Genomic DNA, 20,591 nt, shown 5'->3' on the forward strand with positions numbered 1-20,591 from the left:
GCTCCCCGGGCGCGGCTCCAACTCCGCATGGGGGGACGCGTGGCAGCGCACGGAGCCCGGAGCGACAGGATCCGGGCCCTTCATGATGTGCGTCGCCGCCGCCCTCCGCAGGCGAATGCCGCAAGTGACGACCGCCCGGGGCCTGCCCGAAAGCCCCGGCCCGGACTGCCACGGACCCACCCGGCCCGCCCCGCTCCGACACGCCACTCGACATGGCTGGCACGCTACTCGGCGGTGACCCGCACCCCGTCCCCGTCCCCGCCCGGAAGGAACCCCCGTGCCCGACACCCGCCTCACCACCCTCCCCCCACCCGCCCGCGCCCGTCTCCTCGCCCGCTTCGGTCCCGCAGTCGACGCGTGGTGCGAGGCGTTGCCGGGCCAGGTGGCGGAGCTCGCCGAGCGGTGGGGGGTGGAGCCGCTGGCGGCCGGGGGCGGTGGGACCTCGCGGGTGTTCCGGTGCCGGCGGCGCGCGGACGAGCGGGCGGTCTGGCTGAAGGTGACCCCCGATCCCCAGGTGGCCGCCGAGGAGGCGGAGGCGCTGGCGGGGTGGGAGCGGACGCCGTCGGTGGCCGGGCTCCTCGCGGCCGACCCCGGAGCCGGGGCCCTGCTGCTGGACGGGGTGGAGCCGGGGACGCCGGTACGCGGCCAGGAGTGGGAGCCGGCCCAGGTGGCGGCCCTGTTGCGGGAACTCCGGGAGAGCGGCCCGGACCAGGCGCCCGGCGAGGGCTCGGCCCTGCGGCCGCTCGCGCACCGGGTGGGCTTCCTCTTCGGCCTCGCCCTGCGGCGGGCCGGACCGGACGGGCCCGAGGCGGAGATCCGGCTCCGCCGGGCCCGCGCCCAGGCGCTGGAACTGGCGGCCTCCGCGCCCGCGGCCGGACTCGTCCACGGGGACCTCCACGCGGCCAACGTGCTGCGCGGCCCCGGCGGCCGCCTGGTCGCCATCGACCCGAGGCCCGCCTGGGGCGACCCCGACTTCGACGCGGTCGACTGGGTGCTGGAGGGGGTCAGCACGTCCGAGGCCCTGCGCGAGCGGACCGTCCTCCTCGCCGACATCGTGCCGGGGCTCGACGCCGACCGGCTGCACGCCTGGGCCCACGCCCTCGGCGCCCTCCTCGCGGCCCCCGCCGCCCGCGCCGGCCACGACGACGCCCGTACGCGCTTCCTGCTGGGGCTGGGTGGTTAATCCCCGTTCGCGGGCCGCAGCGGCCGCCCCCTGCTCGCGCGCCCGACCGCGATCTTCAGCGGGACGAGGGCGAGCCAGCTGTACATCGCGGCGGCCGGGTCGAACAGGGCGATGACCGCGGCTGTCCCGAACACCAGGATGGTGGAGCCCAGTTCGGCGCTGAAGCCCCAGAGCAGGCGCCGGGGGACGGCGCGGGTGCGCAGGCGGGGCCGACGGCAGAGCAGGGTGAACTGGGCGAGGTGGATCAGGTCGATCGCGGCGATCACGGCGGAGTAGAGCGCCACCGCCACCGGCTCGTCGGTGTAGTCGGAGAGCATCGAGGTCGGGAAGGGGACCAGGGCCACCGCCCCGAGCCCGAGCGCGGTGAGCCGGATGAACCCCTCGTCGGCCTGGCGGACCAGCAGGTGGATGCGCCGCTGGTCCTGCCAGAAGCCGACCAGCAGGGTGAAGCTCAGCCCGTAGGCGAGGAACTGCGGGATCATCGCGTGGAGTTCACGGCGGAACTCGGCCGGGTCCAGCCCCTCGGGGAGGGAGAGGTCGAGGACGAGCAGGGTCATCGCGATGGCGTAGATGCCGTCGGAGAGCGCGAGGAGGCGGGCCGGGGGGCCCACCGCCATCGCCGAGGCGGCGGGAAGCTGCTCGTGGGAGGGTGCGACGAACGCGGACGGGTCCTCGGGTACGGAACTCACCGCACGCGCACCCGGTGCGCCCCGCGCACTCCACGCGCCCCCGCCCGCGCCCCGCGCCCGGCCCCGCCGCCCACTGACCGCACGAAGCCCTCCTAGTACCCCTTGTACCGCCGCACCCGGACCCCGCCAGGGTCCCGCCGCGCCCGGACGCCCCGCCCGATTGCGCCGACGGGCGGCGTGTCGTCCAGGGGGGGGCGCGGACCCGCGCCCGGTGCTCCGGCGCCCGCACCCGTAGGGGACCCCCGACCTTCCGATCGGGGGGTATCCCCATGGATCGGCGCGGGCGGGGAACTTACCGTCGAAGGAGGCCGGAGAGGGGCCGGCCCACGCGCCGGGGGACGCGTCGCGCGGACGACCAGAGGGGGAACCACCATGTACCGCACCCGCAGTTCGCCGGGCGGCACGGTCGCGCTCGCCGCCGTGCTCGTCCTGGCCCTGGGCGGGCTCACCGCCTGCGGCCTCGCCCGGGCCGACGAGGCCCGCGACGACCAGCGGGTGCGGGGCGAGGTCAGCTCCGTGCGGCTCGACTCGGTCGCCGGAGCCGTCACCCTGCGCGGCGACCGCGCCGCCACCTCGGTCCGGGTCCAGCGCGCCCTGCGCTACCAGGGCGAGGGGCCCGAGGGTGCCACCCACCGGGTCCAGGACGGCGTCCTCGTCCTCTCCGGCTGCGGCCCGGACTGCTCGGTGGCGTACACCGTCGACCTCCCGGCCGGGGTCCCCGTCAGCGGCAGCGCTGGTCCCGGCCGTGTCCACCTGGCCAACGTGGGCACGGTCGACGTCTCCACCACCGACGGCCCCGTCGAGGTGACCGGCGCCACCGGCAAGGTCTCGGTCCGCACCGGCGACGGCCGGGTCAAGGGCCGCGACCTGTACGGCGACGGCATCAGCGTCCGCACCACGAGCGGCGTCGTCGACGTCGTCCCCGCCACGGCCCAGGACGTCAGCGCCACCACCGCCGACGGCTCCATCATCGTCTCGGCCCCGCCCGCCGCCTACCGCATCGCCGCCGTCACCGCCCACGGCACCCGGGCCGTCACCCTCACCGACGACCCGCACGGCGAGTACCGCCTCGACCTGCACAGCGGAGGCGGCGCGATCACGGTCCGGCCGTCCTGACACGTGCCGCCCGTCCTGGAAGAGAAGAGGAGAAGAGAGGAGAAGGGGAGAAGGGAGGGGCGCGAGGCACCTGAGCCGGGCGCACGAGGACGCGTCGAGTGTGGAGTCAATGATTCCGCATTGTTATCGAACGGGGCTCGTGGGGCGGTTGGTCCTCGCGTAGGTTCAGACCAACGAATTCGCGCCAGCAAAGGCCGTGGCTCCGTGTCCCGACCGGAGTGTGCCCCCGGCGCGATGCACGGGGCCCGGGGTGTCGTGCGGTGGAGGGGGCCGCGCGACATGCCCGCCCGGCCTTCGCTCCGGTCCGGGTACGTCAAGTCGAGGACCGCAGCGGACGTAACCCGTGCGGGTGGAGCGCGTCCCACCCCGCACTCGTGCCCCACGCGGCCCACGGGTCGGGAAACCCGCCGGTGGGAGGGGGCCCGCGGCCCGGGAAGAGGCTCCCCGGCGCGTCGCTGGGCAACTCCGGAGCGTAATTTTTCTGCCGGAATGCACGCAGCATCACTTACGAAGGGTTATGGTGGAAACCCCCCCTCGGGCCGGTCCGTAACCCCCCCCACGGACCGGCCCGCTTTCTTGGGTACGGCGCGCACCGCCCGTACCGCGAAGGGCGCCCCTCCCCGAACGACTCGGTGGAGGGGCGCCCTTTCCGCTGTGCTCAGCCCCGGTCGGCCCAGATGTTGGTGCCCGGCGTCGAGACGGCGAAGGAGTCGATCTCCCGCAGCTCCTCGTCGGTGAGCGGCGGGCCCGAGAGCGCGGCCACGTTCTGCTCCACCTGGCGCGGGCTCGAGGCGCCGATCAGCGCCGAGGTCATCCGCGGGTCCCGCAGCACCCAGCTCAGCGCCAGCTGCGCCAGCGACTGGCCGCGGCGGGCGGCGATGTCGTTGAGGCCGTTGAGCCGGCGGGTGACCTCGTCCGAGAGCAGGTTCGGGTCGAGGGACTTGCCCTGGGTGGCGCGCGAGCCCTCCGGGATGCCCTTCAGGTACTTGTCCGTCAGCAGTCCCTGCGCCAGCGGGACGAAGGAGATGCAGCCCATGCCGGCCGCCTCCAGCGTGTCCAGCAGGCCGTCGTCCTCGGTCCAGCGGTTGATCATGGAGTACGAGGGCTGGTGGATCAGCGGGCGCACCCCCATCTCGCGCAGGATGCGGGCGGCCTCGGCGGTCTGCTCGCTGTTGTAGGAGGAGACGCCGACGTAGAGCGCCTTGCCCTGCTGCACCGCGCTGGCCAGCGCGCCCATCGTCTCCTCCAGGGGAGTCTCCGGGTCGAAGCGGTGCGAGTAGAAGATGTCGACGTAGTCGGTGCCCATCCGCTTCAGCGAGGCGTCGAGCGAGGAGAGCAGGTACTTGCGCGAACCCCACTCGCCGTACGGGCCCGGGTGCATCAGGTAGCCGGCCTTGGTGGAGAGGACCAGCTCGTCGCGGTACGGGGCGAAGTCCTGCTTCAGGAGCTTGCCGAAGTTCAGCTCCGCCGAGCCGGGCGGCGGGCCGTAGTTGTTGGCCAGGTCGAAGTGGGTGATGCCCAGGTCGAAGGCGCGGCGCAGGATCGCGCGCTGGGAGTCGAGGGAGCGGTCGTCGCCGAAGTTGTGCCACAGGCCCAGGGAGATCGCCGGGAGCCTGAGGCCGCTGTGGCCCGTGCGCCGGTACTCCATGGAGTCGTAGCGGTCGGCCGCGGCCGTGTACGCAGACGTGTCGGTCATGGTCACGAAAGTACGCCAGCGCGGCCGGTTGTTCCGAAGGAGTTCCTTCCGCTTGTCCGGAAGGGCCAGTTGGGGCCCGCCGGCCGGGCCCGCGGCCCCACCGCACCTCCGGGGCGCGGTGCTATCGTCTCCACGGCGAACCCGGCGCATCCCGACGCGGCCACGCACCGCGCGGAGCGAGAAGCAGGCCCGCGCCACCTCTCCGGAACGTCCCCCACCCTCTGTGGGCGGAGCCGTATCCGCCGGGACGAGCAGTCCGCTCCCGCGGGCAGGAGCGGCGACCAACCCGACGACGGACCCGGCCGGCACAGCGATAGTGTGGCGGCCTCGGTGACCGGTCGATTCCAGGAGGGGCTGAACAGACGTGAATCTGCGCGACCTGGTGTACAAACTCTACGCACGCCGGGTGGAAGGCCGCCTCGATCACGACCAGGTCCCCGGGCACATCGGGGTCATCCTCGACGGGAACCGGCGCTGGGCCAAGGCGTCCGGCGGCACCACGGCGCAGGGCCACCGGGCGGGCGCCGACAAGATCACCGAGTTCCTGGGCTGGTGCGCCGAGACCAAGGTGCGCGTCGTCACCCTGTGGATGCTCTCCACCGACAACTTCGACCGGCCCGAGTCCGAGCTGACCCCGCTCCTCGGCATCATCGAGGACTCGGTACGCGGCCTCGCCGCCGACGGCCGCTGGCGTGTCCACCACGTCGGCACCCTGGACATGCTCCCCGACCGCACCCGCACCGTCCTCAAGGAGGCGGAGGAGGCCACCGCCGCCAACCAGGGGATACTGGTCAACGTCGCCGTCGGCTACGGCGGCCGCCAGGAGATCGCCGACGCGGTCCGCTCGCTCCTCCTCGACCACGCCGAGCGCGGCACCTCCTTCGAGGAGCTGGCCGAGACCGTCTCCATCGACTCCATCTCGGAGCACCTCTACACCCGCGGGCAGCCCGACCCGGACCTCGTCATCCGCACCAGCGGCGAGCAGCGCCTCTCCGGCTTCATGCTCTGGCAGAGCGCCCATTCGGAGTACTACTTCTGCGAGGTCTTCTGGCCCGCCTTCCGCAAGGTCGACTTCCTGCGGGCACTGCGCGACTACGCGTACCGCAACCGCCGCTACGGCGGCTGACGCACCGTTCGCGCCACCTGGACTCCCGGTCCCGGATCTCCCTCCGGCACCGGGAGTTCATCCTTGTGCGTGACACCACCACGCATGGTGCGGCGGCAAGGAGGGAATATCACTGCCAGGCCGGCGCCCGGGCAGTGCAGGGGCGGGCGTCGGAGCTCAGCGGGCGGCCCGGCCGCCCGCCCGGGAGGCCCTTTGCACCACCTCGACCGAGCCCTCGGCACGGACGGAGCGGAGGGCCGGAGCCCGGCCCGCGCAGGGGCCGCGCCCGGCCCGTCCTCCTCCCCGGGACACCTCCGTCCCCGGGGAGGCCCCCGCGACCCCGTCGCACCCCGACCTCATCCGAGGGGGTACGTCCTTCCGTGGTGACCAGCTCAAAGCGCCGCATGCCCGACAGGCGCACCTACGTTCTCGACACCAGCGTGCTGCTGGCCGATCCGAACGCCATGATCCGATTCGACGAGCACGAAGTGGTGCTCCCGATCGTCGTGGTCACGGAACTGGAGGCCAAGAGGCAGCACCCGGAACTCGGGTACTTCGCCCGCCAGGCCCTGCGCCTGCTGGACGACTTCCGGGTCCGGTACGGCCGGCTCGACGCCCCCATCCCGCTCGGGGACCTCGGCGGCAGCCTCCGTGTCGAACTGAACCACTCCGATCCGGGCGTCCTGCCCGCCGGATACCGCCTGGGGGACAACGACTCGCGCATCCTCGCCGTCGCCCGGAACCTCCAGGCCGAGGGGTTCGACGTCACCGTCGTCTCCAAGGACCTGCCGCTGCGCATCAAGGCTTCGTCGGTCGGTCTGCTCGCCGAGGAGTACCGGGCGGAGCTGGCCATCACCGACTCCGGCTGGACCGGGATGGCCGAGCTGACCCTCTCCGGGGAACAGGTCGACCTCCTCTTCGAGCAGGACACCCTGCTCGTCCCGGAGGCCGCCGAGCTGCCGGTGCACACCGGGCTCACCATCCAGTCCGAGCGCGGCAAGGCGCTCGGGCGGGTCACCGAGACCGGCGAGGTGCGCCTGGTCCGGGGCGACCGGGAGGCGTTCGGCATCCACGGCCGCAGCGCCGAGCAGCGGATCGCGCTGGACCTGCTCCTCGACCCGGAGATCGGCATCATCTCGATGGGCGGCCGGGCCGGCACCGGCAAGTCGGCGCTGGCGCTCTGCGCCGGCCTGGAGGCGGTGCTGGAGCGCGGCCAGCACAAGAAGGTGATGGTCTTCCGGCCGCTGTACGCCGTCGGCGGGCAGGAGCTCGGCTTCCTGCCGGGCAGCGAGGCCGAGAAGATGGGCCCCTGGGCGCAGGCGGTCTTCGACACCCTCTCGGCCGTCACCACCCGCGAGGTCATCGAGGAGGTGGTGGCCCGCGGCATGCTGGAGGTGCTGCCGCTCACCCACATCCGCGGCCGCTCCCTGCACGACGCCTTCGTCATCGTCGACGAGGCCCAGTCGCTGGAGCGGAACGTCCTGCTGACGGTTTTGTCCCGGATCGGGGCCGACTCCCGGGTCGTCCTCACCCACGACGTCGCCCAGCGCGACAACCTGCGGGTCGGGCGGTACGACGGCGTGGTGGCCGTGGTGGAGAAGCTGAAGGGGCACCCGCTCTTCGCCCATGTGACGCTGACCCGCTCCGAGCGCTCCCGGATCGCCGCCCTGGTGACCGAGCTGCTGGAGGACGGCCATTTGTGAGCGGGGCCGACCGGGTGACCGAAGCCTCCTGAACCGGGGCGAGTTGGGCGTTCGGGCGGCGCAGTCGTAGGCCATTTGATCGGTACGTCAGAAAAGTATGACCGGTGGTACAAAGCGCCGTCGGGGAAGGCCAAGCAGCCTAGCCCGGCGGCGCTTTGCTGCGCGCACGTTTCCAGGAACCCCATGGGGCAAACAACGTGTGAGCTTAAACACGCGGGAGAGAATTGCCTTGCGGCGGGGGCGTCCGGCAGAGTCTTGCTCCTGTCAGGCCCCGCATACGGCAACGCGGTACCCCTAGCAGTACCAAGTAGGTCGAGAACTCCATAGAGACGCCGTATGCCACCCGAGCTGAACGGGGCGCTCCTCGCTTGCGAGGCAGCCCTGTCGGGTCCGTGCTTCCCGTGACCACGTTCGAGAGGAAGCCAGCGCCAAGGGCACGATTGCGTCCGCGAGGTCACCCATGCGGACGACGCTGGAAGGAAACCGTGTGAGCCGGATCTCGGTCCGGGGATTCGCTGTGGCATCGGCCACGGCGGTCACCACTGTCGGTGCTGTCGTGGGCGTTGCCTCCGGCGGTGCCCAGCAGCCCGCGAACGACTTCGAGGCAGCCGCAGGCGAGGCGACTCTCCTCGCGGACATCCCGGCGGGCCAGCAGGCCCAGGTGCAGACCGCGTCGCTGGCCCAGCAGGCCGACGCGCAGTCGATCGCCGCGGATGCCGTGACCAAGAAGGCCGTGGAGGAAGCGGCCCGCAAGGCGGCCGCCGAGGCGGCCACGGAGAAGAAGGCCGCCGCCGAGAAGGCGGCGGAGCAGGCCGAGCGTGAGGCCAAGGAGCGCAAGGAGGCCGAGGAGAAGGCCAGCCGCTCCGAGACCCGCGACGCCACCAGCTTCGCCACCCAGTCCTCGTACACGGTCGCCCAGGTGCAGGCCATGGCGCGGCAGATGGTCCCGGCGGACCAGTTCCAGTGCTTCAGCAACATCGTGAACCACGAGTCCACGTGGAACTACCGGGCCAGCAACCCGTCCTCCGGCGCCTACGGCCTCGTCCAGGCACTGCCCGGCTCCAAGATGGCCTCGGCCGGAGCCGACTGGCAGACCAACCCGGCCACCCAGATCAAGTGGGGCCTGAACTACATGGACCAGCGCTACGGTTCGCCGTGCGGCGCCTGGAGCTTCTGGCAGGCCAACAACTGGTACTAGGCCCGGCTGCGGGACGCCTCACAGGGCCCCGCTCCCGTCAACCTTGTCCGGCCCCTCACCGTCCCTACGGTGGGGGGCCGCTGCCATGTACGGTCGACTCCGCGTCGTCGGGGCCGCCGGGGGTATCCGCACCCGACGCGGAACGGGGACGAGGAACGGGGACGGGAAGAAGATGTCACGACTGCCAGGGTGGCTGGAGCGCGCGGGCGCCGAGCTGACACGGATCGGTGAGGCGCTCGACGAACGCCGGGCGCGCGCCGAGGCGTCCGAGGACGCGGCCGCCCACGGCACCTCCGGGGTGCCGGAACGTCCCTCCTGCCCGCCCAGGCCGGCGGTGCCCCCGGCGCCCCGCGCCGCCCCGCTCGTCAAGGCCCCGCCGGAGGCGCAGACGGAGACCGAGGCCGTCCACGTACCGGCCCCGCCCGCCTACGCGCCCGCCGTCTCCGCGCGCCCCGACCCGGTGGCCGCGGTGCCGTGGGGGATGCGGGTCGCCGCCGAGGCGGGGTGGCGGCTGCTGGTGCTCGCCGGGGCCCTCTGGGTCCTGATGAAGATCATCGTCTCGGTCCAGCTGGTCGTCTTCGCCTTCATCGCGGCGCTGCTGGTGACCGCCCTGCTCCAGCCCACCGTCACGGCCCTGCGGCGGATGGGGATGCCCAGAGGGGCGGCGACCGCCGTCACCGCCGTGCTCGGCTTCGTCATCATGGGGCTGGTCGGCTGGTTCGTGGTCTGGCAGGTGATGGAGAACGTCGACACCCTCGCCAGCCAGGTCCAGGACGGCATCGACGAGTTGCGCGGCTGGCTGCTGAACAGCCCGTTCCACGTGACCGAGGATCAGATCAACGACATCGCCAAGACCTTGCGCGACGCCGTCGGCACCAACACCGAGGAGCTGACCTCGGCCGGCCTCGAAGGCGTCACCGTCCTGGTCGAGGTCCTCACCGGCATGGTGCTGGCGATGTTCTCCACCCTCTTCCTCCTCTACGACGGCAAGCGCATCTGGCGCTGGACGCTCAACCTGGTCCCCGCGACGGCGCGGCCGGGCATCGCCGGGGCCGGGCCGCGCGCCTGGCGGACCCTCACCGCGTACGTGCGCGGCACGGTGATGGTGGCGCTCATCGACGCGATCTTCATCGGCCTCGGCCTCTGGTTCCTCGACGTGCCGATGGCGGTGCCGCTGGCCGTCTTCATCTTCCTCTTCGCCTTCATCCCGTTGGTCGGCGCCGTCGTCTCCGGCGCGCTGGCGGTGGTGGTCGCGCTGGTGACGCAGGGCGTCTTCACCGCACTGATGGTGCTGATCGTGGTGCTCGCCGTGCAGCAGATCGAGGGCCACATCCTCCAGCCGTTCATCCTCGGCCGCGCGGTGCGGGTCCACCCGCTCGCGGTGGTGCTCGCGGTGGCGGCCGGCGGGCTGGTCGGCGGGATCGGCGGCGCCGTGGTCGCCGTGCCCCTGGTCGCCGTCATCAACACCGTCGTCGGCTACCTGCGTGCCTACAGCCGCGAGACGGCCCTGCGGACCGCGCCGGGCCCGCACGGCGCCTCCGCGCTCGACGTCGCCCCGGTCGGCGGCGACGGCCCGGACCGCGCCCCCGAGCCGGAAACCACCGCCGCCTCCGGTGACGGCCCGAAGGCGGACCGAGGCGCCGGGCCCGCGCCCGGGACGGGGGAGGACCCGCCGCCTGGCGAGAAGTGAGGCGGAGCGTCCCGCCGGGGCTCAGCTCTCCCTGAGCCGGACCGGCAGCGGGCGGAGCGCCTCGCGCAGGGCGGCGGCCAGTTCCTCGTACTCGTGGGTGCGGGCCGCGCCCGAGCGCAGGACCAGGCCGACCCGGCGGCTCGGGGCCGGGGCGGTGAAGGTGCCGGTGAGCAGCTGGGAGCTGCGGCCCGCCTCGACCTTGAGGGCGGTGCGGGGGAGCAGGGTGACGCCGAGTCCGCCCGCGACCAGCTGGACCAGCGTGGCGAGGCCGGCCGCGCTGGTGGTGACCGGGCGGTCCGTGCGGCCGGCGTCGCGGCAGACGTCGAGGGCCTGGTCGCGCAGGCAGTGCCCCTCGTCGAGGAGGAGCAGGTCGACCTCGCGCAGCGCCTCGCGGGGGACGCCCTCGCGTCCGCCGAGCGGGTGGCCGAGCGGGGTGAGCAGGACGAAGTCCTCGTCGAAGAGCGGGAGTTCGCTCAGTCCGGGGACGCCGAGCGGGGTGGCGAGCAGCAGCAGGTCCAGGCGGCCGGCGAGCAGGCCCTCGACCAGGGAGGCGGTCTGCTCCTCGTGGACCTGGAGTTCCAGCTTCGGGTAGGCGGTGCGGATCAGGCGGAGCACGGTCGGCAGCAGGTAGGGCGCGACGGTGGGGATGACGCCGAGGCGGACGGTGCCGGTGAAGGGGGCGCGGACCGCCTCGGCCTCCTCCAGCAGCGAGCCGACCTCGGTGAGTACGGCCTTGGCGCGCGGGGCGAGGCGTTCTCCGGCGGGGGAGAGGAGGACCCGGCGGGTGGTGCGCTCCAGCAGGGTGACGCCGAGGATCTCCTCCAGGGTGGAGACGGCGCCGGAGAGCGCGGGCTGGCTCATCCCGAGGGCGGCGGCCGCGTCCCGGAAGTGCAGGTGCTCGGCGACGGCGGCGAAGGCCCGGAGCTGGGCGAGGGTGGGGCCCTTGGCGGCGCGGCCGGGGCGGGCCGGGGCGGTGCTGTGGTGCATGGGGCTCTAGGTCTCCGGCCGGTGCTGCGGTGCTGCTACGGGGGGTGGCGTCGGCGATCCCGCCCGCCGGTTCTCCAGCCTACGGGGGCCGGTGGGCGCGAGGCCGGTGACGCCTGCCACGTCGCAGGGGCCGCTCGGCCCCTTTCGATGCGGAGGGTGACCGGTCCGGGTGGCACTCAGGGCATGGAATGATGCGTTCCGATCGATTGCCGACCGTGTTCCGCCGTCGGGGGCCGACGGCGCGTCGCTCGCGGCCGCGTCTCCCCGCTCCGGGAACATGCGGGAGAACCGCTGGTGACCGGCGGGTAACTGATTCGTTCGCCCTATCGGTGGAACGGAACTGATCGATTTCTCGGCATGATCTCCCGTGTGGCACGCTGGGCCACAGTCCAACCCCTCAGCACCAAACGGAGGACCACAGTGCTCACTGTCGGTGACAAGTTCCCCGAGTTCGACCTCACGGCCTGCGTCTCGCTGGAGAAGGGCAAGGAGTTCGAGCAGATCAACCACAAGACCTACGAGGGCAAGTGGAAGATCGTCTTCGCGTGGCCGAAGGACTTCACCTTCGTCTGCCCGACCGAGATCGCCGCGTTCGGCAAGCTGAACGAGGAGTTCGCCGACCGTGACGCGCAGGTCCTCGGCTTCTCGGGTGACTCGGAGTTCGTGCACCACGCCTGGCGCAAGGACCACCCGGACCTGACCGACCTGCCCTTCCCGATGCTGGCCGACTCGAAGCACGAGCTCATGCGTGACCTCGGCATCGAGGGCGAGGACGGCTTCGCGCAGCGCGCCGTCTTCATCGTCGACCAGAACAACGAGATCCAGTTCACCATGGTGACCGCGGGCTCCGTCGGCCGTAACCCGAAGGAGGTCCTCCGGGTCCTCGACGCCCTCCAGACGGACGAGCTCTGCCCGTGCAACTGGAGCAAGGGCGACGAGACCCTGGACCCGGTCGCGCTCCTCTCGGGCGAGTGAGGTAATCCCATGGCTCTCGACGCACTCAAGTCCGTGATACCGGACTTCGCCAAGGACCTGAAGCTCAACCTGGGCTCCGTCATCGGCAACAGCCCGCTCCCGCAGCAGCAGCTGTGGGGCACCGTGCTGGCCTGCGCGATCGCCTCGCGCTCGCCGAAGGTGCTCAGCGAGCTGGAGCCGGAGGCCAAGGAGAACCTGTCGCCCGAGGCGTACCAGGCCGCCAAGTCCGCCGCCGCCATCATGGCGATGAACAACGTCTTCTACCGGACCCGGCACCTGCTGTCGGACCCCGAGTACGGGACGCTCCGCGCCGGTCTGCGGATGAACGTCATCGGCAACCCGGGCGTGGAGAAGGTCGACTTCGAGCTCTGGTCGCTCGCGGTCTCCGCCATCAACGGCTGCGGCCAGTGCCTCGACTCGCACGAGCAGGTGCTGCGCAAGGCCGGGATCGACCGCGAGACGATCCAGGAGGCCGTGAAGATCGCCGCCGTCCTCCAGGCCGTCGGCGCGACCCTCGACTCCGAGGCGGTCCTGGCGGGCGCGTGACGCGCTCCCGGTGACCCCGGATCAGGCAGTTGTTCGCAGGGGAGCCCCCCACCGGAATCGGTGGGGGGCTCCCCTGCGTCTACGCACCCGGTCGCACGGGTCACTCGGTGCGCAGGCCCTCCGGCCGGGTCATCCGCAGCAGCGGCGGCAGCGAGGCGAGGGTGATCAGCAGGATCACCCCGGCGCCCGTCAGCGCGTACGGCCAGAAGACCCACCAGGACTGGACGGGCTTGCCGATCACCCCGGTCATCACCTTGCCGAGGCCGAGCCCGCCCAGTACGGCGACACCGACGCCGAGGACGACCGGGACGGCGGTCTGCCACAGCGTGGAGAGGGCCAGCGTCCGGCGCGGGGTGCCGAAGGCGACCAGGGCGGCGAGCACCCGGCGGCGTTCCCGCAACTGCTCGATGGTGGAGACCAGCAGCGAGGCCGCGATCAGCACCAGCAGCACCGAGGCGCCGACCATCAGGGCGGTCTGGGCGCTGGCGTAGTTGCGGTCCCGGGTGACGGCGACGAAGTTGGTGACCCGCATCGTCGGGTCGATGGCGGCGGCGGTGTTGCGCACGTGCTCCACGCCGTCCGGGACCGACGGGTCCAGCTTGATCATGGCGGTGGTCATCGCCGGGGCGCGCTCCAGCTCCTTGCCGATGGCGCTCGGGGTGACGTAGATGCCGTCCCGGTGGTTGCCGCCCGGGTCCTTCCGGGTGCGGACCACGGGGCTGTCGGCGGGGAGGGTCCAGAGGATCTCGCCGGCCGGCTTGCGGTCGGAGAACTCGGCGTCCTCCGGGTTGTCGCCGAGGTTGACCGGCTTGCCGGGGCGGGCCGACTGGTCGACCCAGGCGTTCATCTCCTCGTCCGGGCTGTGCGCGACGAAGGTGTCCCCGTCCTCGCACCGGTCGATCCGGGCCAGCTCGCGCAGCGTGGCGCAGTCGGCGACGTGCAGCTCGGTCGTGGGACGGATGTCCCCCTTGTACGGGCCGGGGCGGGTCGCGTAGACGTTGACCGTGCCGATGACCTTCCGGACGCCCTCGGTGGCGCGGAAGTCGGCGATCATCCGCCGGGCCAGTTCGCCGTCGGCGTGGTTGGTGGCGACGCCGACCTCGGCGCGGGCCGGGTCCTGGCCGGTGAGCTTGATGAAGTCCTCGTGCATCGAACCGAGGAGCATCTGGATGGCGATGGCCCCCGCCACGGCCACGGTGATCCCGCCGACCGCCCGCGACACGGAGCCGCTCTCCAGCTGGAGCCGGCGGGTGGCGAGCTGCCACGGGACGGGCCCGCCGCGCAGCCGCCGGACCACCACCTCCACCGCCCAGGGGAGCAGGGCGATCAGGCCGACCAGGACCAGCGCGCTGCCGACGCCGATCACGTACTCGCTGAACATGACGGTGTGGAAGGTGACGTCCCCGCTGAACGGGAGCAGCAGCGCGACGCCCAGGGCCGGCAGCAGCAGGCGCCACCACAGGCGGCGGCGGTGCGGCTTGGCGTGGCGGACCACGCCGAGCGGTTCGATCGCCACCGACTTGAGCGAGACGAGCGTGACCAGCACCGCCGCCAGCGGCACCCCGAGGAGGACCACCAGGCCCAGCAGCGGGTCCGGCACCAGGTCGCCCGCGAAGACGCCGACGTCCCAGACCTCGACGTACTGGGCCAGTGGCCGCAGCGCCAGGAAGAGGGCGGCGCCGACGGCGAGGCCCAGTAGTGCGCCGCCGAGTGCCTCGCCGCCCGCGATCCGGCGGACGGTGGGCCGGTCGGCGCCGACCAGGCGCAGCGCGGCGAGCCGCCGGTCGCGCCGCTCGCCGCCGAAGCGGACGGCGGTGGCGATGAAGACCGCGACAGGGGTGAGCAGGACCACGCACATCAGCGTGATCAGGATGAGCAGCGGAGGGGCCAGGTCCTCCCCCTCGGAGGCCAGGCCGAATCCGTCGGTGCGCGCGACCTTCCCCGGGGCGAGCGCGTCATGGCCCGCGTAGAAGAGGAGTTCGCGCGGGTTGACCAGCCCCGCGTCGCCGATGGTGCCGACGATCTCCTGGGGCAGCCGCTCGCGGAGCAGGGCGCCCTCCTCGGTGCCCAGCAGGTCGCGCAGGGCGGGCGAGGCGTACAGCTCGCCGTCGGCGGGGAGTCCGGGCAGGCCCGGCGGGAGCGCCGGGTGGTTCCCCTCGGCCTTGAGGTACGTGCCCCAGATCGTCTCGGAGCGGTAGTCGGACTCCGAGGTGGAGTAGAGCACGGTGGAGTCGGAGCGTGCGGGGCTCTCCCGGTCGAGCGTCGCGGAGGCGGTACGGGCGTCGCCGCGGGCGGCGCGTTCGGCGAGCAGGTGCGGGGTGCTGGCGGCGCCGAGCAGCACGGCGACGGCGGCGCCGACCCCGACGGCGGTCAGCAGGGTGCGCGACCAGCCCTCGCGGCCGCCGCCGAAGGCGAACCGCAGGCCCGTCAGCAGGTCCTGGAGCCAGGTGCTGCGGCCGGAGCCGCGCGGGGCGGAGGGGAGCGGCGGCGCGGGGGCCGCCTGCGGAGCGGTGGTCGTCACGCGTACCGCTCCATGTCCCGGCAGCGGCCGTCGCGGACGACGATCTCGCGGTCGGAGTAGGCGGCCACCCGGTTCTCGTGGGTGACCAGGACGACGGCGGTGCCGGCCGCCCGGGCCGCCTCGGTGAGCAGCTCCATGACCCGCTCGCCGTTGAGGGAGTCGAGGGCGCCGGTCGGCTCGTCGGCGAAGAGCACGCGTGGGGCGGTGACCAGCGCGCGGGCGACCGCGACCCGCTGGCCCTGGCCGCCGGAGACCTCGCCGGGCCGGTGGTCGCGGACGTCGTCCACCTCCAGCCGTTCCAGCCAGGAGGCGGCGGCGGCCTTGCGCCGCACACCGTTCAGCCGCAGCGGCAGCGCCACGTTCTCCACGCAGGTCAGCTCGGGCACCAGCTGGCCGAACTGGAAGACGAAGCCGAACTCGGTGCGCCGCAGGGCGGACAGGCGCTGGTCGGGGAGGCCGGCGATCTCGGCGCCCTGGTAGGTGAGCGATCCGCTGTCCGGGCGGACGATCCCGGCCAGGCAGTGCAGCAGCGTGGACTTGCCGGAGCCGGAGGGCCCCATCACGGCGACCACCTCTCCGGCGTGGATGGAGAAGTCGGCGCCGTCCAGCGCGGTGGTCCGCCCGTACGTCTTGTGCAGCCCGCTCGCGGCGAGCAGCGACCCGGCCGGGGCGGCGACCGGGGCGGGGGCCTCGGGGGAGGGGGCACTCACGCGCCGACCGCCTTTCCGAGCGCGCCGAGGCGGGCCGCGGTCAGCTCCAGCCAGCGCAGGTCCGCCTCCAGGTGGAACAGGGCGTGGTCGCAGATGAGCTGGTCGGCGAGGTCGCCCTGGCGTTTGCGGGCGGTCAGCGCCCGCATCAGGCGCAGGTGTTCGGCGCGCTGGGTGTCGAGCAGGTCACCGGCGTCGCGGCCGGTGAGCAGGGCGAGGACGACCTTGGTGTACAGGGTCGACTGGAGGTAGGGCTCCGGCTTCTCCGGGGTGGCGAGCCAGGTGGCGACATCGGTGATGCCCGCCTCCGTGATGGCGTACCGCTTCCGTTCGGGGCCGGCGCCCGCCTCCACGCCGTCGACCTCCACGAGGCCGTTCTTCAGCAGGCGGGACATGGTGGCGTAGACCTGGCCGTAGTGCAGGGGCCGGTCGTGGCCGAACTTGTCGTCGAAGGCGCGCTTGAGGTCGTAGCCGTGGCGGGGGCCGGACTCCAGCAGGCCGAGCAGGGTGTGACCGATGGACATGGCGAGCACTGTACATGGGGTGTATACCTGCGGTGAATAGCGGGGTGGGAGCCGGAAACGGCCCGAGCCGGGTGGGCCGGAGGTCCGGCCCACCCGGCTCGGGTGGTGTGCTCGTGGCGGCGGTCAGCCGCCCGCCCCGGGCTCCTCGCTCCGGGGCGGGCGGCCCCGGCGTGGCAGCGGCCCGGTGGCCCCGGGGAGGCGGCCCGCCTCCGAGAGGGCGCGGCGGAGGAGGAACTCGATCTGCGCGTTGGTGCTGCGCAGCTCGTCGGCGGCCCAGCGGGCCAGGGCGTCATGGACGAGCGGGTCGAGCCGCAGCAGGACCTGCTTGCGCTGCTGCCGGGTCCGCCGCGGCCGTTCGGCCGCTCCGTCCTCCGTCGCCCCGGTCACTGGTAGAGCGTGCCCGTGTTGACGACCGGCTGGGCGGACCGGTCGCCGCAGAGGACCACCATCAGATTGCTGACCATGGCGGCCTTGCGGTCGGAGTCGAGCTCCACGATGTCGTCCTCCTGGATGCGGGAGAGCGCCTGCTCGACCATGCCCACCGCGCCCTCGACGATCAGGCGGCGGGCGGCGACGACGGCACCGGCCTGCTGGCGCTGGAGCATCGCCGAGGCGATCTCCGGGGCGTAGGCGAGGTGGGTGAAGCGGGACTCGACGATCTTGACGCCGGCCGCCTCGACCCGGGCGTGCAGCTCGACCGCGAGCTTCTCGGTGATCTCCTCGGCGTTGCCGCGCAGGGAGAGGCCGCCCTCGTCGTGGGCGTCGTAGGGGTACTCGATGGCGATGTGGCGGACGGCGGCCTCGGTCTGGGTGGAGACGAACTCCAGGAAGTCGTCCACCTCGAAGACGGCGCGGGCGGTGTCCTCGACCTTCCAGACGACGACGGCGGCCAGCTCGATCGGGTTGCCGTAGGCGTCGTTGACCTTGAGGACGGCCGTCTCGTGGTTGCGGACGCGGGTGGAGATCTTCTCGCGGGTGGTCAGCGGGTTGACCCAGCGCAGGCCGTCGGTGCGGATCGTGCCGCGGTACCGGCCGAAGAGCTGGACGACGCGGGCCTCACCCGGCGCCACCATGTTCAGCCCGCACATCGCGAGGAAGGCGCCGATGCCCACCAGGATGCCGACGATGATCAGCGCCGCCTTGGCGCCGTTCGACTCGGCCGCCGCGCCCAGGGCGACCAGGGCCGCGCCGGCGATCAGGCCGAGGAGGCCGAGGAGCAGGGCCATCGCCCCGCCGATGCTGTGCGCCTTGAACTCGCGGACCGACGGCTGCGGCATGGCCGGCAGGTCCGGCGTGGAGTCGTCGGCTGGGGTGTGGGAGGAGGTGGTCACGGTGTCCCCGTTTCTGTGGTCGTTCTGCTCTCGCTGGTCCATCAAACTGATATCACTTTAACGGAGGAATGGCGTGCGCGCCAGCCCCTTCCCCTGGGCCGCCTTTTGGCCGGAAATGGGCGGTGACAGCAACCCGGAGACCTGTTCGTGAGTCGGTTCCCTTGGCTGCGGGTGCTCATTCTCACGTCCGGAAAAGGCTGGATCGGCAACCGTTTGTCCTCGGGCGCGGTGTTAGCTTTCAAAGCTGACCGGACGGGTGTGACCGCAGGGCCCGGGTACCCGCCGAACGCGGATGTCCGGTCCAGCCGGGCGGGATCAGGCCCCGTACACCCCGGGGTTCTCGGAGCGGAAAGAAGCGGAGCGACTCACCATGAGCCGATCGGACGAAGGACGAGCGGGACGGGGCGGCATAGGCCGCTTCTTCACGCTCAAGAAACTCCTCGGCGCCTTCTTCACCGTCTGCCTGCTCGGCATGCTGGGCTTCGTCGGCCTCTACCTCGCCGTCGACGTCCCCGAGGGCAACGCCGACGCCAAGCGCCAGAGCAACGTCTACAAGTACGCCGACGGCTCCCAGATCACCCACACCGGTACCGTCAACCGCGAGATCGTCGGTCTTGACCGGATACCCAAGGACGTGCAGCGCACGTTCGTGGCAGCCGAGAACAAGACGTTCTACACCGACGGCGGCATCGACCTGAAGGGCACCGCCCGGGGACTGATCAACACCGTCTCCGGCAAGGGCAAGCAGGGCGGCTCCACCATCACCCAGCAGTACGTGAAGAACTACTACCTCACCTCCGACCAGACGGTCAGCCGCAAGGTGAAGGAACTGGTCATCGCCCTCAAGGTCGACCAGCGGATGAGCAAGGACGACATCCTCGCCGGCTACATCAACACCAGCTACTACGGCCGCGGCGCCCACGGCATCCAGGCCGCCGCCCAGTCGTACTACGGCGTCGACGCCGACGACCTCACCGTCTCCCAGGGCGCCTACCTCGCCGCTCTCCTCCAGGCCCCGAGCCAGTACGACTGGGCCGTCGCCTCGGACCGGGGCAAGCAGCTCGTCAAGGAGCGCTGGCGGTACGTCCTGAACAACATGGTCGACCAGGGCTGGCTCGACAAGGCGACCGCCGCCGAGCAGAAGTTCCCGGTCCCCGACGAGCCGAAGCCCGCCCCCGGCCTCGCGGGCCAGAAGGGCTACCTGGTCAACGCCGCCAACAACGCCCTGCGCAAGCAGCTGATGGCCGAGGGCGCCAGCGCCGAGGAGGCCCAGACCTCCGTCGAGGCCGGCGGCTGGACCATGACGCTCAACATCGACAAGAAGAAGCAGCGCGAGCTGGAACGCTCCGTCGACTCCTCGCTCAACGACAAGCTCGACCCGAAGGCCCGCAAGGTCGACGCCCGCGTCCAGACCGGCGCCGCCTCCGTCGACCCGCGCAACGGCAAGGTCCTCGCCCTCTACGGCGGCCGCGACTACGTCGAGCACCAGCTCTCCAACGCCACCCGCCGCGACTACCAGGCGGCCTCCACCTTCAAGCCGCTGATCCTCGCCTCCGCCCTGGAGAACGACGCCACCACCCAGGACGGCCAGCCCGTCACCGCCGGCACCATCTACGACGGCACCAGCGAACGCCCCCTGGAGGGCTCGCCCACGCCGTACGCGCCGCCCAACGAGGACGACGTCGACTACGGCCCGGTCACCGTCCAGAAGGCGATGAACAAGTCCATCAACTCCGTCTTCGCGCAGATGGGCGTGGACGTCGGCATGGACAAGGTGATGAAGACCGCGGGCGACCTCGGCATGGACGTCGAGGGCCTGGAGGCGGTCCCCGCCCAGACGCTCGGCTCGATGGGCGCCAGCCCCCTGGAGATGGCCGGGGTCTACGCCACCTTCGCCAACCACGGCAAGCTGGTCACCCCCGCCGTCCTCAAGAGCGCCGAGAACCGCGACCGCACCGTCGACCTGCCCAAGGCCGTCGGCGAGCAGGTGATCAAGCGCTCCACCGCCGACTCCGTCACCTCCGTCCTCACCGGCGTGGTCGACGACGGCACCGGCGCGGCCGTCCGCAACCCCGCCCAGGACGTGGCCGGCAAGACCGGAACCTCGGACGACAACAAGTCCGCCTGGTTCACCGGCTTCACCCCCAAGCTCGTCACCTCCGTCGGCCTCTTCGGCGAGGACATGGAGAAGCAGGGCCAGCAGGTGTCGCTCTACGGCGCGGCCGGCGGCGGCCGGGTCAACGGCGGCGGCTTCCCCGCACAGATCTGGGCCGACTACACCTTCGACGTGATGGGCGCCCCGGCCGCCTTCGACCTCGACACCGACATGGGCGCGGGCGTCGCCCCGCCGCCGGAGCCCGACCCCAGCACCCCGCCGGAGCCCGAGGAGTCCACGCCGGTGGAGCCGAGCACCCCGCCGGAGCCCAGCGACGACCCGACCAGCGAGGAGCCGACCGACCCGGAACCCTCGGACGAGCCCACCGGCGGCCCGTCGATCCCCGAGCCGCCGGAGGAGTCCCCGCCCGGCCCGGAGCTGCCCACCATCGAGCCCGGCGTGCCGGGCGAGGAGGAGTAGCCGGCGGTACACGAAGGAGCCCGGCCCCCTTTCTCCTACGTGAGG

At 72.5% G+C, this 20,591-nt stretch carries 17 protein-coding genes; 9 read left to right on the forward strand and 8 right to left on the reverse strand.

What is annotated here, in order from left to right; translation table 11 throughout:
* Window positions 1-277 precede the first annotated feature (277 nt).
* A complete protein-coding gene (locus OIM89_RS20285) occupies window positions 278-1,183 on the forward strand; it encodes an aminoglycoside phosphotransferase family protein (RefSeq protein WP_264491498.1) in 906 nt (301 codons plus the stop codon).
* Here the strand turns inward: OIM89_RS20285 and OIM89_RS20290 are convergent.
* Window positions 1,180-1,872, reverse strand: a complete 693-nt coding sequence (locus OIM89_RS20290) for a TMEM175 family protein (RefSeq protein WP_226965260.1) — start codon at window positions 1,870-1,872, stop codon at window positions 1,180-1,182. The genes OIM89_RS20285 and OIM89_RS20290 overlap by 4 nt on opposite strands.
* Before the next feature lie 372 nt (window positions 1,873-2,244).
* Between OIM89_RS20290 and OIM89_RS20295 the strand changes: the two genes are divergently transcribed.
* Window positions 2,245-2,988: a DUF4097 domain-containing protein gene (locus OIM89_RS20295; RefSeq protein ID WP_264491499.1), complete on the forward strand. Its 744-nt coding sequence runs from the start codon at window positions 2,245-2,247 to the stop codon at window positions 2,986-2,988.
* Between the two features lie 658 nt (window positions 2,989-3,646).
* Here the strand turns inward: OIM89_RS20295 and mgrA are convergent.
* Window positions 3,647-4,684 (reverse strand): L-glyceraldehyde 3-phosphate reductase, encoded by a 1,038-nt coding sequence (gene mgrA, locus OIM89_RS20300; protein ID WP_217466377.1) that lies wholly within the window; start codon window positions 4,682-4,684, stop codon window positions 3,647-3,649.
* 364 nt (window positions 4,685-5,048) lie between these two features.
* Between mgrA and OIM89_RS20305 the strand changes: the two genes are divergently transcribed.
* The 4 genes from OIM89_RS20305 to OIM89_RS20320 all read left to right on the forward strand — a co-directional run bounded on the left by OIM89_RS20305 (window position 5,049) and on the right by OIM89_RS20320 (window position 10,380).
* The gene (locus tag OIM89_RS20305) at window positions 5,049-5,810 is read left to right on the forward strand and encodes an isoprenyl transferase (RefSeq protein WP_030698607.1); all 762 of its coding nucleotides are present in this window, start codon (window positions 5,049-5,051) and stop codon (window positions 5,808-5,810) included.
* Between the two features lie 359 nt (window positions 5,811-6,169).
* Window positions 6,170-7,492, forward strand: a complete 1,323-nt coding sequence (locus OIM89_RS20310) for a PhoH family protein (RefSeq protein ID WP_030698606.1) — start codon at window positions 6,170-6,172, stop codon at window positions 7,490-7,492.
* Window positions 7,493-7,979: 487 nt separating this feature from the next.
* Window positions 7,980-8,690, forward strand: coding sequence for a transglycosylase SLT domain-containing protein (locus OIM89_RS20315; protein ID WP_010638255.1), 711 nt, complete (start codon window positions 7,980-7,982; stop codon window positions 8,688-8,690).
* A gap of 172 nt (window positions 8,691-8,862) precedes the next feature.
* The gene (locus tag OIM89_RS20320; RefSeq protein ID WP_226965259.1) at window positions 8,863-10,380 is read left to right on the forward strand and encodes an AI-2E family transporter; all 1,518 of its coding nucleotides are present in this window, start codon (window positions 8,863-8,865) and stop codon (window positions 10,378-10,380) included.
* Window positions 10,381-10,401: 21 nt separating this feature from the next.
* On the opposite strand, the gene OIM89_RS20325 is transcribed toward OIM89_RS20320, so the two are convergent.
* Window positions 10,402-11,367, reverse strand: coding sequence for a LysR substrate-binding domain-containing protein (locus tag OIM89_RS20325; RefSeq protein WP_195730976.1), 966 nt, complete (start codon window positions 11,365-11,367; stop codon window positions 10,402-10,404).
* A gap of 420 nt (window positions 11,368-11,787) precedes the next feature.
* Between OIM89_RS20325 and OIM89_RS20330 the strand changes: the two genes are divergently transcribed.
* Together OIM89_RS20330 and OIM89_RS20335 are read left to right on the forward strand one after the other, a co-directional pair.
* A complete protein-coding gene (locus OIM89_RS20330) occupies window positions 11,788-12,342 on the forward strand; it encodes a peroxiredoxin (protein ID WP_023419267.1) in 555 nt (184 codons plus the stop codon).
* Between the two features lie 9 nt (window positions 12,343-12,351).
* Window positions 12,352-12,888: an alkyl hydroperoxide reductase gene (locus tag OIM89_RS20335; protein WP_047142266.1), complete on the forward strand. Its 537-nt coding sequence runs from the start codon at window positions 12,352-12,354 to the stop codon at window positions 12,886-12,888.
* Window positions 12,889-12,988: 100 nt separating this feature from the next.
* On the opposite strand, the gene OIM89_RS20340 is transcribed toward OIM89_RS20335, so the two are convergent.
* From OIM89_RS20340 to OIM89_RS20360, 5 genes are all read right to left on the reverse strand, one after another.
* A complete protein-coding gene (locus OIM89_RS20340; protein ID WP_264491500.1) occupies window positions 12,989-15,409 on the reverse strand; it encodes an FtsX-like permease family protein in 2,421 nt (806 codons plus the stop codon).
* The gene (locus OIM89_RS20345) at window positions 15,406-16,119 is read right to left on the reverse strand and encodes an ABC transporter ATP-binding protein (RefSeq protein WP_264491501.1); all 714 of its coding nucleotides are present in this window, start codon (window positions 16,117-16,119) and stop codon (window positions 15,406-15,408) included. Before OIM89_RS20345 ends, OIM89_RS20340 begins: the two co-directional genes overlap by 4 nt.
* Window positions 16,116-16,640: a PadR family transcriptional regulator gene (locus tag OIM89_RS20350; protein WP_003948252.1), complete on the reverse strand. Its 525-nt coding sequence runs from the start codon at window positions 16,638-16,640 to the stop codon at window positions 16,116-16,118. The genes OIM89_RS20345 and OIM89_RS20350 overlap by 4 nt, the downstream gene beginning before the upstream one ends.
* A gap of 123 nt (window positions 16,641-16,763) precedes the next feature.
* Window positions 16,764-17,027, reverse strand: coding sequence for a hypothetical protein (locus OIM89_RS20355; protein WP_030698599.1), 264 nt, complete (start codon window positions 17,025-17,027; stop codon window positions 16,764-16,766).
* Window positions 17,024-18,013 carry an SPFH domain-containing protein gene (locus OIM89_RS20360; RefSeq protein ID WP_217466375.1) on the reverse strand — a complete coding sequence of 330 codons (990 nt, stop codon included), beginning with the start codon at window positions 18,011-18,013 and terminating at the stop codon, window positions 17,024-17,026. Before OIM89_RS20360 ends, OIM89_RS20355 begins: the two co-directional genes overlap by 4 nt.
* 328 nt (window positions 18,014-18,341) lie before the next feature.
* Here OIM89_RS20360 and OIM89_RS20365 point away from each other — a divergent pair, with 328 nt between their 5' ends.
* Window positions 18,342-20,546 carry a transglycosylase domain-containing protein gene (locus OIM89_RS20365; protein WP_175458119.1) on the forward strand — a complete coding sequence of 735 codons (2,205 nt, stop codon included), beginning with the start codon at window positions 18,342-18,344 and terminating at the stop codon, window positions 20,544-20,546.
* The last annotated feature ends 45 nt before the right edge of the window (window positions 20,547-20,591 follow it).

It is taken from the genome of Streptomyces sp. BI87, from assembly GCF_025957665.1.
GTDB classification, from domain to species: domain Bacteria; phylum Actinomycetota; class Actinomycetes; order Streptomycetales; family Streptomycetaceae; genus Streptomyces; species Streptomyces albidoflavus.